Origin of the sequence: Actinacidiphila sp. DG2A-62, assembly GCF_035825295.1 — a bacterium.
In the GTDB taxonomy this organism is placed as follows: Bacteria; Actinomycetota; Actinomycetes; order Streptomycetales; family Streptomycetaceae; genus Actinacidiphila.
This window is the reverse complement of sequence record NZ_JAYMGI010000002.1, coordinates 3,622,005-3,637,631: the sequence shown is the minus strand read 5'-3', so window position 1 is coordinate 3,637,631 and position 15,627 is coordinate 3,622,005. Positions and strand designations below refer to the sequence as shown.

Annotated in this window: 8 protein-coding genes and 3 pseudogenes; 4 read left to right on the top strand and 7 right to left on the bottom strand. The window is 75.9% G+C overall.

Features of this window, described 5'->3' with window-relative positions; genetic code table 11:
• Positions 1–19: 19 nt before the first annotated feature.
• Positions 20–265, bottom strand: coding sequence for a DUF3817 domain-containing protein (locus tag VSR01_RS15850; RefSeq protein ID WP_326453683.1), 246 nt, complete (start codon positions 263–265; stop codon positions 20–22).
• Between the two features lie 5 nt (positions 266–270).
• Positions 271–732 carry a hypothetical protein gene (locus VSR01_RS15845; RefSeq protein WP_326449849.1) on the bottom strand — a complete coding sequence of 154 codons (462 nt, stop codon included), beginning with the start codon at positions 730–732 and terminating at the stop codon, positions 271–273.
• Positions 733–1,070: 338 nt separating this feature from the next.
• Here VSR01_RS15845 and VSR01_RS15840 point away from each other — a divergent pair, with 338 nt between their 5' ends.
• Positions 1,071–2,027 carry a GlxA family transcriptional regulator gene (locus VSR01_RS15840; RefSeq protein WP_326449848.1) on the top strand — a complete coding sequence of 319 codons (957 nt, stop codon included), beginning with the start codon at positions 1,071–1,073 and terminating at the stop codon, positions 2,025–2,027.
• Positions 2,028–2,083: 56 nt separating this feature from the next.
• On the opposite strand, the gene VSR01_RS15835 is transcribed toward VSR01_RS15840, so the two are convergent.
• The 4 genes and pseudogenes from VSR01_RS15835 to VSR01_RS15820 all read right to left on the bottom strand — a co-directional run bounded on the left by VSR01_RS15835 (position 2,084) and on the right by VSR01_RS15820 (position 7,460).
• Positions 2,084–3,649: a PrsW family intramembrane metalloprotease gene (locus tag VSR01_RS15835; protein ID WP_326449847.1), complete on the bottom strand. Its 1,566-nt coding sequence runs from the start codon at positions 3,647–3,649 to the stop codon at positions 2,084–2,086.
• Positions 3,650–3,732: 83 nt separating this feature from the next.
• Positions 3,733–4,580, bottom strand: a pseudogene (trmB, locus tag VSR01_RS15830) (tRNA (guanosine(46)-N7)-methyltransferase TrmB).
• A gap of 125 nt (positions 4,581–4,705) precedes the next feature.
• Positions 4,706–5,937: pseudogene (gene lhgO, locus VSR01_RS15825) on the bottom strand (L-2-hydroxyglutarate oxidase).
• Positions 5,938–6,044: 107 nt separating this feature from the next.
• On the bottom strand, positions 6,045–7,460 hold the full coding sequence (locus tag VSR01_RS15820) for an MFS transporter (RefSeq protein ID WP_326449846.1): 1,416 nt from the start codon (positions 7,458–7,460) through the stop codon (positions 6,045–6,047).
• Positions 7,461–8,299: 839 nt separating this feature from the next.
• Here VSR01_RS15820 and VSR01_RS15815 point away from each other — a divergent pair.
• Both VSR01_RS15815 and VSR01_RS15810 read left to right on the top strand, forming a co-directional pair.
• Positions 8,300–10,651 carry an asparagine synthase gene (locus VSR01_RS15815; protein ID WP_326449845.1) on the top strand — a complete coding sequence of 784 codons (2,352 nt, stop codon included), beginning with the start codon at positions 8,300–8,302 and terminating at the stop codon, positions 10,649–10,651.
• A 742-nt stretch (positions 10,652–11,393) separates the two neighbouring features.
• Complete coding sequence (locus VSR01_RS15810) at positions 11,394–12,608, top strand: DNA polymerase III subunit delta' (RefSeq protein WP_326453682.1); 1,215 nt, start codon at positions 11,394–11,396, stop codon at positions 12,606–12,608.
• Positions 12,609–12,697: 89 nt separating this feature from the next.
• On the opposite strand, the pseudogene VSR01_RS15805 reads toward VSR01_RS15810, so the two are convergent.
• Positions 12,698–13,341, bottom strand: a pseudogene (locus tag VSR01_RS15805) (dihydrofolate reductase family protein).
• A 528-nt stretch (positions 13,342–13,869) separates the two neighbouring features.
• Between VSR01_RS15805 and VSR01_RS15800 the strand changes: the two are divergent.
• Positions 13,870–15,201 carry a N,N-dimethylformamidase beta subunit family domain-containing protein gene (locus VSR01_RS15800; RefSeq protein WP_442785475.1) on the top strand — a complete coding sequence of 444 codons (1,332 nt, stop codon included), beginning with the start codon at positions 13,870–13,872 and terminating at the stop codon, positions 15,199–15,201.
• Positions 15,202–15,627 lie beyond the last annotated feature (426 nt).

The following is a 15,627-nucleotide window of genomic DNA, read 5'->3' as shown; positions in this document are numbered from 1 at the left end:
GAGCGCCGCGGCCTCGCCGTCAGGGGGCGGGGAGGTGGCGGAGGGCGAGGAGGCCGCCCACCGCGGGGATGACCGCGGTGAGCTTGGTGCGGGTGGTGGGGGAGGGCTTGGCGCGGGCCACCGCGATGGCGACGTAGAGATAGGCGCAGCCGTGGAGCGGGCCGAGGAGGGCGGCCACGGTGGGCTGGTGGTAGGTCGCCAGGTTGGTGAACAGGGCGATGAGGGTGACGAGTTCGACCGCGGCGGCGGCACGCAGCAGGCGCATCGCGGTCACGCCCCGGTGGTCGAGCCGGGGCGGACCACCATGAGGACGGTGACCGTCGCCCACAGCAGGTTGAAGACGCCGGCCAGCATCGCCAGGCGCGGCGCCGCGGCCACGGAGAACGTCTCCAGCGCCGCCTCCTGCGCCGGGAGCAGCAGCAGCGCGAGCACGCCGGCCGCGACCGCGGTCAGCACGATCGACGTGATCAGCCAGGCGGAGTGGAGCACCCCCATCTCGCTCGCCGTCGCGAAGCCGAGCACCGGGACCGCCACCGCCACGCCCGCGTACACCCGGCAGACCCGGTGCAGCGTGCGCAGGGCGCCGAGCCCCGCCGGGTCGGTCCGGTCCCCGCCGGGATCGTCCGCGCCCAGGCGCCGCAGCGCCGCGGGGAACATGCTGGCGGCCACCGCCACCGGGCCGACCGCCAGGATCGCGGCCAGGACGTGCAGGGACAGCAGGAGTTTCGTCACGGGAGCAGTGCCTTCGTTCAGGTGCGGGTGCGGAGTCACAGCGGTGCGGATTCACAGGCGGATGCGGATTCACCGGGGGGTGCGGATGCACATGCAGGCCGGTTCCGGTGCCGTGCCGAGTCCGGTGCCGGTGCGGGTCCGGACCCGGTCCAGGGCGCGTCCGGTTGCGACCGTAGCCAGCCGACGGGCCGCCTCCCAGTGGCAAGAACGCCAGGTGACGCCAGAAAAATGACAGCCCCGGGCCGGAGGCCCCCCTGTGGCCGCTGAACTGTGAGAATGCCCACTCAGCGGTGCGCGTGCCCTTCGGCGGCACCCCTGCGTCCGGCTACATTCCCGCCATGCACACCGTCGTGATCCTGGCGCTCGACCGGGTCATCCCGTTCGACCTCGCCACCCCGATCGAGGTCTTCAGACGCACCCGGCTGCCCGACGGCCGGCCCGGCTACCGCGTGCGCGTCGCCGCCCCCGGCGGCCCCGGCGCCGAGGTGGACGCCGGCGCGTTCACGGTGCGCGCCCGCCACGGCCTCGACGTGCTGGACGCCGCCGACACCGTGATCGTGCCGGGCGTCCACGAGCCGGACGCGCCGCCCGCGCCCGAGGTCCTCGACGCGCTCAAGGCCGCCGCCGCGCGCGGCACCCGCATCGCCTCGATCTGCGTGGGCACCTTCACGCTCGCCGCCGCCGGCCTGCTCGCCGGGCTGCGCGCCACCACGCACTGGGCCGGGGCGGCGGCGCTCGCCGCCGCGTACCCGGACGTCGCCGTCGACCCCGACGTCCTCTACGTCGACAACGGCCAGATCCTCACGTCGGCCGGAGCCGCCGCGGGACTCGACCTGTGCCTGCACATGATCCGCCGCGACTACGGCTCCGCGGTCGCCGCCGACGCCGCGCGCCTGTCCGTGATGCCGCTCGAACGCGAGGGCGGCCAGGCGCAGTTCATCGTGCAGCCGTACCCGCACCGGCCGGCCCCGCGCGGCTCCGCGCTCGAACCGCTGCTGGCCTGGCTGGAGGACAACCTCGGCCGCGAGGACCTGGCGCTGGCCGACATCGCCGCGCGATCGGGCACCAGCACCCGCACGCTGATCCGCCGCTTCCGCGAACAGACCGGGAGCACACCGCTGCAGTGGCTGCACCGCGCCCGGGTCCGCCGTGCCCAGCACCTGCTGGAGACCACCGACCACCCGGTCGAACGCATCGGCGCCCAGGTCGGGTTCGGCTCGCCGGCCGCCTTCCGCGACCGCTTCAAGCGCACCACGGGCGTCAGCCCCAACGCCTACCGCCGCGCGTTCCGCTGATCCCGGACGCGCGCCGGCCCGGCCCCGCACGGCAGCCGCCCCCGGTTCGCTCCCGCCTACACGTGCTCGCCCCCGGAGTCGCCCTGCCCCCACGCCGGCGTCTCCCACGCCTGCCCGTACGGGGATTGCCCGTGCTGCGGCTGCGCGTAGGGCTGCCGCTCGTACGACTGCTGCGTGTACGGCGGCTGCTCGTACGGCTGCTGCGCGTAGGGCTGCTGCCCGTACGGCCGTTGTCCGTACGGCTGCTGTGCGTACGGCGGTGGCGGAGGCGGCGGCCAGGCTCCCGGCCACATCGGCGCCGGCGGGTGCGCGGCCTGGAGCAGCGCCGGCTGCGCCCACGCCTTGCGCGACCACAGGTGGTGCAGCAACTCGCCCTCACGGGCGGGGAAGTCGGGCGTCGGCCGGCCACGCGTCGCCGCCGAGCGCAGGAAGGCCAGGTGCGTGGCGAAGACCGCGTAGTCGCGGACCGCGCGCGCCGCGGCCTCGCCCTGGGTGCGCCGGGCCAGCCGCCGCGCCTCGGCGCGCACCGCCATCGAGCCGAGCGCCCCCGGCTCGGCCGGCGCGAGCCAGCCGGCCGCGGCGTAGGAGGCCAAGTGGGTGCGGACCGTGCGCAGTTCGTTGGAGCGCGCCCAGAACGCGAGCACCACCACGAGGCCGAACGCCGGGATCATCACCGCGACGTACACCGTCAGGAAGGCGAGCGGGGACATCGTGCCGGTGCCGTTCCAGGTGCCGTGCAGGGTCATCGCCAGCATCCAGCCCAGCACCGGCGGCGCCCACCGCCACCGCCAGCGGCGGCCCGGCCTGGCGACCGCGGCGATCGCGAAGCCGATGCCGGTCATCGAGGTGAACAGCGGGTGCGCGAACGGCGTCATCAGCACCCGCACGAAGAACGTCGCGAACGTGGTCGCGCCGTGCGAGCCGAGCTGCTGGTCCTCGCTGAAGGCGGTGCCGAGGTAGAGGATGTTCTCGGTGAACGCGAAGCCGGTCGCGGCGAGTCCGGCGATCACGATGCCGTCGAGCACGGACTCGAAGTGCCGGCGGCGGAAGAGGAAGAGCAGCAGGATCGCCGTGCCCTTGGCGGTCTCCTCCACCAGCGGCGCGACGAACGTGGCGCCCCACTGGTCGGTCTGCGTCGCGGTGCCGGAGAAGGTCGAGGAGAGCAGCTTCGCGCCGTACTCGTTGGCGAAGATCGCGACGAGCGTCGCGGCGCACGAGCCCCAGGAGAACGCGAAGACGACGTTCTGCCAGGGCGCGGGGGCGACGTGGTCGAGCCACAGGAACGCCCACAGCAGCAGCGGCACCGGCAGGACCGCGAGGGCCATGCCGACCAGGAACGGTTCGGTGCCTATGTGCTGGCGCACCACCGCGAGGATGACCACACCGCAGACGGCGAGGGCGGTGAAGAGGGCGCCGGTGCGAACCGCCTTGCTCTCCCAGAACGCGCGTCGCGGCGCGTACAGCAGCGGCCCGCCGGGCGCGGGCGGCTCGACGCCGACACCGGGCGGGGTCCCGGTCGCGGGCACGTCCTCGGGCCGGGGCGCGGCGGCGGCCCGGGCGGGCGGCTGCGGCGGGGAGTCGGAGGGGGACGGAGGAGGGGACGCGAACGGGTACGTTGACACCTTGTCGACAGTACGGGTGCGGGGTGTCGCTCCGCGAGGGTGCGGGGTGCCCGGATCGTACGGAATCGTCGCCACGGTCCGCCTCAGCGGCGGGTGAACAGCAGATCGCGCACGACGTGGCCCTTGGCCAGGCCCTGCCGTTCGAACTTGGTCATCGGCCGGAACGCCGGGCGCGCGGCGAAACCGCCGGACGGGTCCTGGTTGACCAGCTCCGGCGCGGCGCTCAGGACCTCCAGCATCTGCTCGGCGTACGGCTCCCAGTCCGTCGCGCAGTGCACGGTCGCGCCGGGGCGCAGCAGCGGCAGGGCCAGGTCCAGGAACGCGGGCTGGATCAGCCGGCGCTTGTGGTGGCGGGGCTTGGGCCAGGGGTCGGGGAAGTACACGCGCAGGCCGGCGAGGGAGGCCGGGGGCAGCATGTCGCGCAGCAGCACCACGGCGTCGCCGTTGGCGACCCGGAGGTTGGTCAGGCCGAGGCGGTCGGCGAGCATCAGCAGATTGCCCTGGCCGGGGGTGTGCACGTCCACCGCGAGGATGCCGGTGTCCGGGTCGGCGGCGGCCATCTCGGCGGTGGCGTCGCCCATGCCGAAGCCGATCTCCACGACGACGGGCAGGTCGGCGGGGGCGCCTTCGGCTGAGCTCGATACGGTGCTGGTGCTGGTGCTGGTGCCCGCACCCGTCCCCGCGTCCCGCGCGCCGAAGAGCTTCCGCAGGTCCAGCGGGGTGCCGTCCAGCTCCACGCCCCACGCGGGCCAGTGCCGGGTGATCGCCGCGGCCTGGGCGGGGGTGATACGGCCGCGGCGGGCGTGGAACGAGCGGATGCGGTGTTCAGCGCGGAGCCGGCGGGGTCCGCGGCGGGACCCGCCGGGAATTTCCCGGCCCCGGCCCCGCCCCCGGTCGCCGCGCGGTGTGTGGTGGAGGGAGAGCTGCTCACAATATGTCCGAGTCTACGGGGACGCCGCGCTGTGCCGTAATGCGCCCACCGCCCCCGGAGGGACCGCCCCGCCCGCTTCCGGATTTCCCGCCGGGGGTGCGCTCGTCGCCCCGTTCCCCGTGCTGCTACGGGACGTCGTCCGCCGCCAGGGCGGTCAGGGTGCGGGAGGCGACCTCGCGGCCGATGGGGAGCGCGGCCGTCGCCGCGGGGGACGGGGCGTTCAGGACGTGGACGAAGGGGGCCTCGCCCCCGAAGAGGAAGTCGTCGACGAGCGTCCCGTCCGGCAGGACCGCCTGCGCCCGCACCCCGGCCGGCGCCGGGAGGAGGTCCTGCGCCCGCAGCGCCGGCAGCAGCCGTCGCGCCTGCGCCGCGAACGCCCGCCGCGACAGCGACCGCCGCACCTCGCCGACCTCGTGCCGCCAGTGCCGCCGCGCGATCCGCCACGTGCCCGCGAACGCCGCGGTGTCCGCGACGTCGCGCAGCCGCACGGTGCGCCACCGGTAGCCCTCGCGGGCCAGCGCGGGCACGGCGTTCGGCCCCAGGTGCACCCCGCCGTGCACGTCCTTCGTCGCGTGCACGCCCAGGAACGGGAACTGCGGATCGGGCACCGGGTACACCAGCCCGTTCACCAGCCCGCGCCGCGCCGCGGCCAGCTCGTAGAACTCCCCGCGGAAGGGGACGATCCGCATCCCCGGGTCCGCGCCGGCCAGCCGCGCGACGCGGTCGCTGTGCAGGCCCGCGCAGTTGACCAGCACGCGGGTGCGCAGCGTGCTCCCGGCCGCCATGCGCAGCACCACCGTGCCGTCGTCCTCGCGGTCCACCGCGGCGAGCCGCTGGCCGTACAGCACCTCGCCGCCGGCCCGCACCACCTCGTCGGCCAGCGCCGCGGCGACCGCGCCGAAGTCGGCGATGCCGGTGGAGGCGACGTGCGCGGCCGCGAGGCCGGCCACCGCGGGCTCGCGCTCGGCGATCTGCGCGGGGCCCAACTCCGTGACGTCCAGGCCGTTCTCCCGCCCCCGGGCCACCAGCGCGGCCAGCCGCGGGAGTTCGTCCGGCGACGTCGCGACGATCAGCTTGCCGGTGATCGCGTACGGGATGCCGTGCGCCGCGCAGAACTGCGGGATCTCGGCCGAACCCGCCCGCGCGTACCGTGCTTTGAGGCTGCCGGGGCGGTAGTACACGCCGCTGTGGATCACGCCGCTGTTGCGGCCGGTCTGGTGGAGCGCCGGCGCGGGCTCCTTCTCCACCACCCGCACCCGGGGGCCGGCGTCCGCCGCGTCAGCGCGTAGGCCGTGGCCAGGCCGACGATCCCCGCGCCGACCACCGTCACGTCCGCCGTGTCCCGCGTGTCCCCCATGCGCGGAGCCTATCGCCGCCGCCTCAGCGCCGGGCGACTTCGCGCATGAGCGCCTCCAGGCCGCGTGCGCCGGCCGGTGGCTGCGCCCCGACCGCGGGACCGGCCCGCTACGCGGGAGCCGCCAGCAACGGCCGTGCCCGTTCGCGCAGTTCCAGCACGCGCGGCTCGTCGTTGTAGGGCTCCAGCCGGTGCAGCAGATCGCGGACGTACTCCGTGGTCCGCGCGGAGGAGATGCGGTTGGCGACCTCGACCGCCTTGACGCCCGCCGCGCAGCACGCGTCGAGATTGCCCGACTCCAGCTCCGCGACCGCCGAGACGACCAGCCGCAGCCCGTGCGAGCGGACGAACTCCTCGGTGGGCCGCGCCAGCGCCTGCTCGGTGAACCGCTGGACCTGCCGCGGGATCTTCAGGTCGCGGTAGCACTCCGCGGCGTCGGCGGCGAGCCGGTCGTAGGAGTAGAAGCCGAGCCAGCTGGGGTCCGCGTCGCCCTCGCGGGAGCGTTCCAGCAGCGCCTCGGCCGCCGCGAGGGACGCCCCGCAGGCCGCCGCGTCGCCGGCCTTGGCGTGCGCGCGCGCCTCCACCAGGTGGAAGAAGCTCATGGTGCGGGAGGTCGCCAGGCCGCGGTTGCGCTCCAGCGCGGCCTGCGCCAGGTCGACGCCCTCGTCCGCGAAGTTGCGGTAGACCGCCTGCAGCGACATCGATGCCAGGACATAGCCGCCGAGCGGGACGTCGGCCGCCGCGCGGGCCAGCCGCAGCGCCTGGATGTAGTAGCGCTGCGCCGCCTCCTGCTGGCCGGTGTCGAAGGCCATCCACCCGGCCAGCCTGGTGAGTTCGGCGGTCGCGCCGAACAGCGCGCGGCCCACGTCGTCGCTGTACGAGCCGAGCAGCAGCGGCGCCGCCTCGACCCGCAGGCACTCCGGCACCATGCCGGAACGCCAGTCGCCGCCGCCGTACTTGGAGTCCCAGCGGCGCGCGTCCTCGGCCGCCTCGCGCAGCTTCGTGACGTCGGCGTGGCCGACGTGCGCCATGCCGGGCGCGGGGGCGTCGCGGGCCACCGTGGCGTCCGCGGGGGTGATCAACCACCGCGAAGCGGGCGTCACGTAAGCGCTCACTGCGAAAGATCCGGCCAAGCTCTGCCAGATGCCGCCGCCGCCCGGCCCGCGCCGCCCGGCAAGATCCAATCGCCACAGGTCGGTGGCCGATTTCACCGCCTCGCCGACGTCCCTGGGGAAGGCCAGGCCGACCTCGGGCGCCGGGTCGGCGTCGGCCAGGCCTATCTCGTGCAGCGGCACGGGCCTGCCGAGCTTGCCGGCGATGGCCGCCGCGATCAGGTGCGGCGCCGCGCCCTGCGGCACCATGCCCTTGGTGACCCAGCGGGCCACCGAGGTCTTGTCATAACGCAGCGTCAGGCCGCGTTGCGCGCCGAGGTCGTTGACCCTGCGGGCGAGTCCGGCGTTGCTGATGCCCGCCATGGCGAGAAGGGTGCCGAGCTTCTCGTTCGGCCCGCGGTGTTCTCTGTTCACTGCGGTTCACCTCGTGATGCCGCTGGGGGCAGGCCGGTCGGCCTGGTGATGTCGTTGGGGCACGGGGGTCGCCCTCCCCTGGAACCGATTCGGCCACCGTGCGGACCCCGTTGGGACCCGCCCGGCGCATGTGCCGGATACCCGACTCGCGCGTACGTGTGCGAACCGGGTACACCCAGCGTAGTTCGCCGCATCCCGACCGTTAAGAGGCTTGTGCCGGATGGCCGGAATCCGGCCCCCCGGTCGGCGGCGGCCCCGGAGCGGTACGCGCGTGATCCGGCGTGTGCTCCCGGTATATGTGGCCGTGCGCCCGGCCGTGCGCTCTGTGCCGTTCGCGGGCGCGGCGCTTGCATGGTGGCGTGGGTCGGCCCGCGGCCCCCGGCACGCGGCTATGACGGGGTGGGGCGGGCCAAGGGGTTCCGCTGCCACAATTCCCCGCGGGTGGCGGACCGGCCCGGGAGGTGCCACCGCCCCTCCCGGGCCGTCGCCCGCCGATCGCCCACGACGTAACGAAGCACGGCCGGCTCCCGGCCCCGCGGCACCTCGGGCGGCCCGCCGCGGACCGGTACTCCGGCATATCAACTGCGGCATGTGCCGCGGACTTTGGCGCGATACCGACGTTTCGCCGCGGTCGCGTCCGCCCGCCCGGGAGGCCCCGCCCGGGAGCGGTCCCACGGCGCCGCCGCCGACCGCGACCCGCGCCCCTCGGTGCGCCCGTGCGCCTCCTTGCGCGCTTCCACGTGGCAGCATGGTGTTTCGGACGTCAGACGTGGCGGCAAGGCGGGGCGAAACCGGCAATGCACCCCCGTCCGCGCTGTCCACACCCCGTGGAGGCGGCGATGCGGTGGTTGGTGGGGTGGAGCAGTGCCGCCGCGGGCCCCGGTCCGGGCGGCGGGGGCGGGTCCAGGACACGCCGGCTCCTTCCGGTCGGCGCCCGGCTGCTGTGGCAGGAACCCGACCCGCTGTGGGCGGTCGGCGACTGGCGGCCGGACGAGATCCGCGTCGTGCACGCCGACAGCGGCCCGTCGGGCGGCACCACCTACGGCATGGGCTCGTCCTACGGCTCCCCGAGCTCGTTCCACACCGCCTCCGGCTCCTCGGGCGCCTCCGGCGCCTACGGTGACGGGTACGGCGGCTACGACGGCAGTGCGTACGGCGGTTACCCGGGCTTCGACGGGCACGGCGGCAACGGCGGTCGCGGCGGTTACGGCGGTTACGGCAACGGCGGCGGCTACGGCAACGGGCAGGGCGTCGCGCGGCTCGCCGTCCTCGGCCGCTGCGGCGCCACCGACGCGGAACTGCGGCTGGGACTGGTCGCCGCGCGCGGCGGCGCCCTGCGCCATGTGACCGCCTGGCCGGGCAGCTACACCGCGGTGCTCCAACTGGGCCGCCGCATCACCGTGTTGGGCGACCTGGCCGGCGCGCTCCCGGTCTTCCACACTCCCTGGGCCGGCGGCACCGCCTACGCCACCGCCGCGCTCCCGCTGGCCGACCTCGTCGAGGCCGGCCTCGACGTCACCCACCTCGCCGCGACCCTCGCCTGCCCCGACGCGCCCGAGGCGCTCGGCGACGGCACCCCGTACCTGGGCGTGCGCCGGGTGCCGCCGGGCCACGCGCTCATCCTGCGCGACGGCGCCCCCGAGATCACCGGCTACGAGCCGACCGCCTCGCTCGCCGTCGGCCACCAGCCGGCCGGCGCGGCCGAGGCGGAGGCCGCCGTCGAGGGCGTGCGCGACGCGCTGCTCGACGCGGTGCGCGCCCGGCTCGCCCAGCCGCGGTTCGTGCCCGACCCCGACGAGGCGCCGGCCCCCGGCATCGGCGCGGACCTCTCCGGCGGCGCCGCCTCCGCGACCCTCGCGCTGCTCGCCGCGGGCCTGCCCGGCATGCCCGGCACTCTCCCCGGCGCCCCCGGCTCGCTGGCCGGCGAACGCCTGCTGGCGGTCACCTTCAACGACCTCGTCGGCGACGGACCCGGCGGCCCGGGCGGCGCCGGCGGCCGGGAGGCCGAGCTGGAACGGGCCCGCGCGATGGGCGCCGACCCCCGGCTGCGGCACGTCGTCGTCCCCGGCGGCGCCGAGGCCCTGCCCTACGCCGACCTGGTCGGCGGCAACCTCGGCGGCATCCCGCTCACCGACGAGCCCGGGCCCTCGCTGATCCTCGCCGAACGCCACCGCAGGCGGCTGTCCGCGGGCGGCGCCGACCACCTGATCGGCTTCGGCGCCCGCCAGGTGCTCGACGCGCACCCCGCGCGGCTGGCCGACCTGCTGATGGACCGCCGCCGCCGGCACCTGGTCCGGCCCGTCGCCGCCCTCACCCGCGCCGACGTCGCCGCGGCCGGGCACTCGGCGGTCCTGGTGCCGTTCACCGTCCCCTTCACCGTCTACCGCTCGGCCCGGCGGCTGGCCCGCACCCCGTACCAACGCGGCCTGGAGGACGCGGCGAACGCGCTGCTCGCCCCGCCGGACGCCGCGCTCGCCGCCGGCCCCGACGGCGGCGGGCCGCTCGGCGCGTCGCTGGCCGCGATGGCGTGGGTGCGCTCGGGACCCGCGGCGCGCTGGCTCACCGGCGAGGCGCGCGCCGAGATCGCGGTCCGCCTCCAGGACGCGGCGCGCCGGCCCTGGCCGCTGGACCGGCCCGGCGAGCGGCGCGCCCGCGCCGCGCTGGCCCGGCACGCGGCGGACTACCGCGTGCTGGAGCAGGCGGCGGCCGTCTACAGCCAGCGGCTGCACGCGCCGTTCCTGGACAACCAGGTGGTACGGGCGTGCAGGGCCCTGCCGGGGGCGCTGCGGGTGCGGCCGGGGGCGCGGGCGGACGTCCTGCGGGAGGTTCTCGCGGGGGCGGGCGTGCGGGAGTTGCCGGCCGGATGGGGGGCGTCGTCGCCCTCGGCGTCGGGCGGCGGGGCGATGCGGGTGGGGCTGCGGGCGGCGCTGGAGCCGTTGATGGAGGTGTTCGAGGCGCCGCTGCTCGCGGATGCGGGGTTGGTGGAGGGGCGGGTCGTGCGGGGTGCGCTGCGCGCGGCGGCGACGGGGGAGGGCGGGGTCGGGGGCGGGGCGCTGGACGGGCTCGGGGAGGTCGTGGCCACGGAGCTGTGGTTGCGGCGGCTTCTGGCGCGGCGCGGCTCCTGCTGGACCGGTGCGGACGCTCCCGAGCAGCGCGCGGTGGCCTCCGGCGTCCAGCGCCTCACCCTCTGACCCGAGCCCCACGATGCCGCACGCCGCGCCGGCTTGGCGCTGGGCGTTGCCGTGGCCGGGTGCGCTGGGTTGCGTTGTGCGGTCGGGGTCGTCCGGGGGTGACTCCTCGGACTTCGAAAGTGGCGGGTTTCGTTGCCTGCTTTCTGCCGGTGTTGTTTTCGAAGTCCTGCGGGGACACCCCCGGACCGCCCCCTCGGGTGGCACGTGCGCTGCGGGCCGAGTTCCCCTGGGGCGCGGGGCTGCGGGGCTTGTGCCCGCCTGTGCGCTGGACGCTGCGTTCCAGGGGCGCGGGGAACTGCGCGAGCAACCACGACGGCGAGTGGGACGGCAATGGGGGGACCGGGGCAGGGCGTGACCCGGGGGGGCCGCGGGGACTGCTCCCCCAGACTCCGTCCGGGAGGTACCCCCACCAGCCACGATGGCGAGTGGGACGGCAACGGCGGGACGGGGGCAGGGCGTGACCCGGAAGGGGCGCGGGGAACTGCTCCCCCAGACTCCGTCCGGGAGGTACCCCCACCAACCACGACGGCGAGTGGGACGGCAACGGCTGGATCGGGGCAGGGCGTGACCCGAAAGGGGCGCGGGGACTGCTCTCCCAGAACTCCGTCCGGGGGGGTACCCCCACCAGCCACAGCGGGCCGGCGGACGGGTACGGCGGGACGGGGGCAGCGTTGGAGGAGAGTGCGGGGATGTCGGGGGGAGCGCGCAGAATGGGGGCGGGCGGACGAGAGGGGACGTGGACGTGGCGGTGTGGGAGGACGTCGTGGGTCAGCCACGCGTCGTGGAGGAACTGGCGGCAGCCGCCGCGGACGCCGACCGCATCGTGGCCGCGGAAGCGGCCGGCGAGGAGCAGCGCGCGGCGTCGCGGATGACGCACGCGTGGCTGTTCACCGGCCCCCCCGGCTCGGGCCGGGCCACGGCCGCCCGCGCCTTCGCCGCCGCGCTGCAGTGCACGAGCCCGGACAAGGCCCTGGGCGCCGCCCCCGGCTGCGGGTTCTGCGACGGCTGCCACACCACCCTGATCGGCACCCATGCCGACGTGGAGACGGTCCGCACCGACCTGCTGTCCATCGGCGTGAAGGAGACGCGCGACCTGGTCCGCCGCGCCTCCCTCTCCCCGGCCGGAGGCCGCTGGCAGGTGATCCTCATGGAGGACGCCGACCGGCTGACCGAGGGCGCCGCCAACGTCCTGCTGAAGGCCGTCGAGGAGCCCGCCCCGCGCACCGTGTGGCTGCTGTGCGCGCCGTCCGTGGAGGACGCGCTGCCGACGATCCGCTCGCGCTGCCGGCTGCTGACGCTGCGGACGCCCTCGGTCGACGCGGTCGCCGACGTGCTGATGCGGCGCGACGGCATCGACCCCGCGCTGGCGGCACAGGCCGCCCGCGCCACCCAGGGCCACATCGGACGGGCCCGGCGGCTGGCCACCGACGAGGCCGCGCGCGCCCGCCGCGCCACCGTGCTGCGGCTGCCGCTGCGCGTCGCCGACGTCGGCGACTGCCTGCGGGCCGCCCAGGAACTGGTCGACGCGGCCGCCGAGGACGCCAAGGCGGTCGCCGAGGAGGTCGACGCCAAGGAGACCGAGGAGCTGCGCGCCGCGCTCGGCGCCGCGGCTGGCGCCGGCAGCCGGATGCCGCGCGGCACCGCGGGCGCCATGAAGGAGCTGGCGGACCGGCAGAAGCGGCGTTCCACCAGGACCCAGCGCGACACCCTCGACCTCGCCCTGACCGACCTCGCCGGCTTCTACCGCGACGTGCTGGCCGTACAGCTCGGCGGTCCCCCCGAGCGCGTCGCCAACGCCGAGGCCGCCGACGGCATCGCCCGCATCGCCTCCTCCTCCCGTCCCGAGCAGAGCCTGCGCCGGATCGAGGCCGTGCTCGCCTGCCGCGAGGCACTGGACCGCAACGTCGCCCCGCTGCTGGCCGTCGAGGCCATGGCGCTGGCCCTGCGCGCCGGCTGACCCCTGCGCGCCGGCTGACTCGTCCCTCGTCCGGGCGGCGCGCCCTCTCCCGGTCAGGTCTTGCGGGGGCCGGACCGCGCCGCCCGCCGCTACCGCCTTGTGAACGTCATGTGCGTCACCCCGCTCGGCGACGTCACCGACTCGTGCGTGAACCGCTCCTCCAGGCTCTCCAGGCCGTCCCACAGCCGGACGCCCCGGCCCAGCACGATCGGCACCAGCACGATGTGCAGGTGGTCGACCAGGTCCGCGGCCAGGAACTGCCGGACCGTCGTCGGGCCGCCGCCGATCCGTACGTCCAGGCCGCCCGCGGCCTCCTGCGCCCGGCGCAGCGCCTCCTCGGGGGTGGCGTCGAGGAAGTGGAAGGTGGTGCCGCCCTCCATCTCTATCGAGGGCCGCGGGTGGTGGGTCAGCACGAAGACCGGTGTGTGGAAGACGGGATTCTCCCCCACCAGCCCTTCCACTCGTGGTCCTGCCACGGGCCGCGCTGCGGGCCGAACTTGTTGCGCCCCATGATCTCCGCGCCGATCCCCGGCCCCCACGCCGCCGCCATCGCGTCGTCCACGCCAGCGCCGCCCCCCGCCTTCCCGTGCATCGCCCGGAAGGCGTGCGTCGAGAAGAACCAGCTCATCAGGCGCTCCCCCGCGTGCCCGAACGGCGCTTCCATGCTCTGTCCCTCGCCGGTCGCGTACCCGTCGAGCGACACCGCCAAGTTGTGCACCCTCACCCGTGACATGGTCCCCGCTCCTTCGCCGGTCTGTGGCATATGTCTGCTTGCGTCGGATCTAATGGTTATCCGGAGTTTCTGGTGTTCTGTTGTGACTCGTCCTCAAGCTCTGTGCCCGACCGTACCCCCACCCACTGACAACCGGTCCGCGGCCGGTCGTTCGGCCGTACGGCCGCTCCCGGATCGCCGGATGCGGCCCGCCGTCCGACGATGCTGCCGCGGGCGCGGAAACGGATGTGAGCGAGGACCGCATGGAGGACGCAGGCGCGCGGCGCGGGCCCGGCGGGCTGGGCCGGCGGCGCTTCCTGGGCGCCGCGGCGGCCGGCGCCGCCGGAGCCGCGGGCGCCCTCGCCGGCTGCGACGCCGGGTCGTCCGGCCCCGGCCGCCGCCTCCCCGGCGTCGGGCCCGCCGCCGGCCGGGACTGGCGGCTCGGCGCGGTCGGGCCTCCCGACGCGGTCGAGGGTTACGCCGACAAGGTGAGCGTCGTGCCCGGCGAGGAGTTCGGGCTCCACGTCTCCACGACCCCCCGGCTTCCGCGTGTCGGCGTTCCGCGTCGGCTGGTACGGCGGCGCGCAGGCGCGCCTGGTGTGGCGGTCGGCGCGGGTGCCGGGGCGGCACCGGCCACGACCGTACCCGGTCGACATGGCCGTGGCCACCAGGACGGTACGGGCCGGCTGGCCGCGCAGCCTGAGCGTGCCCACCGACGGCTGGCCCGAGGGCGCGTACCTGCTGCGCCTGGACGCCGAGAACGGCTGCCGCCGATACGTCCCGATGGTCGTCCGCTCCACCAGTGCGGCCGGCCGCACCCTGATCATGCACGCGCCCGCCACCTGGCAGGCGTACAACAAGTGGGGCGGCTACAGCCTCTACGAGGGCCGCGACGGCTCCTACGCGCACCGCGCGCTCGCGGTCAGCTTCGACCGGCCCTACGACGGCAGCGGCGCGGAGAAGTTCCTGGTGTACGAGCGCGCGCTGGTCGTCCTCGCCGAGCGGCTCGGCATCCCGCTCGCGTACACCACCGGCATCGACGTGCACCTCGCGCCGTCGGTGCTGCGCGGCGCGCACGCGCTCGTCGTCCTCGGGCACGACGAGTACTGGACGCCCGAGCAGCGCCGGCACGTCACCGCGGCGCGCGACGCCGGGACCAACCTCGCGTTCCTCGGCGCCAACACCTGCTTTCGGCGCGTGCGCCTCGAACCAGGCGGGGGCGGCGATGACGGCGGCCGTGACGGCGGTGGCGAGGGCGGCGGTGGCGAGGGCGGTGGCGGCGAGGGCGGTGGTGGCGAGGGCGGTAGCGGCGAGGGCGAGGGCGGTGGCGGGCCGGCCCGCACCGTCGTCTGCTACAAGACCGACTACGGCGCCGATCCCTACCTCGCGGAGCATCCCGACATGCCCACGACCGACTTCCGGGTGCACCCGGCGCCCGATCCCGAGTCGTCCCTGACCGGCGTGCTCTACGACGGCTTCCCGGTGGACGCGCCGTTCGTCGTGACCCGGCCCGATCACTGGGTGTTCGCGGGGACCGGCGTACGCGCGGGGCAGGCGTTCCCGCACCTGGTCGGGGTCGAGTACGACCGGGTCGTGCCCGGGCCGCACACGCCGCCGGGGATCGAGGTGGTCGCGCGGTCGCCGGTGGTCTGCGCGGGGCGGGCGAGCTTCTCCGACGCGGCGTACTACTCCGTGGCGAGCGGGGCGGGCGTTTTCGCGACGGGGACGATGCGGTGGGTCGAGGGGCTCATGGCGGGGACGGGGGAGGGCGGGCGCGATCACGGGATCGGGGTGGGGACGCGGGAGTTCGTGACCCGGACCACCGAGAACGTCCTGCGGACCTTCGCCGGGGGCCCCGCCGAGCACGCCGCTCACCGCTGAGCCCGCGCCGGGCGTTGCCCTGTCCGGGTGCGGCTGCGTTGCGGTGACGCTGGGCGCTGGGCGCTGTGCCTGGCCGGGTGCGCGGCGTTGCGTGTACGGGTCGGGGTCGTCCCGGGGGTATCTCCTCGGACTTCGAAAGTGGCGGGTTTCGTTGCCTGGTTTCTGCCGGTGTTGTTTTCGAAGTCCTGCGGGGACACCCCCGGACCGCCCCCTCGGGTGGCATGTGCGCTGCGGGTCGAGTAGTCAGGGGCGCGGGGAACTGCGCGACCAGCCACAGCGGACCGGTGGACGGCCATGGCGCGACCGGGGCAGACGGGTGACCGGTTTTTCAGGGGCGCGAGACACCGTCGAGGCGGGGCCGGGCGCGGCGGAGACGGGGCAGCGTCGGGCTGGGAAGGAGAGCCGGGACGGCGGAGACGGGGCAGC

Bases quoted from the DNA above. Each gene is read 5' to 3' on its own strand.
- VSR01_RS15850 (WP_326453683.1), bottom strand. From the start codon at position 265: ATGCGCCTGCTGCGTGCCGCCGCCGCGGTCGAACTCGTCACCCTCATC.
- VSR01_RS15840 (WP_326449848.1), top strand. From the start codon at position 1,071: ATGCACACCGTCGTGATCCTGGCGCTCGACCGGGTCATCCCGTTCGAC.
- VSR01_RS15815 (WP_326449845.1), top strand. From the start codon at position 8,300: ATGCGGTGGTTGGTGGGGTGGAGCAGTGCCGCCGCGGGCCCCGGTCCG.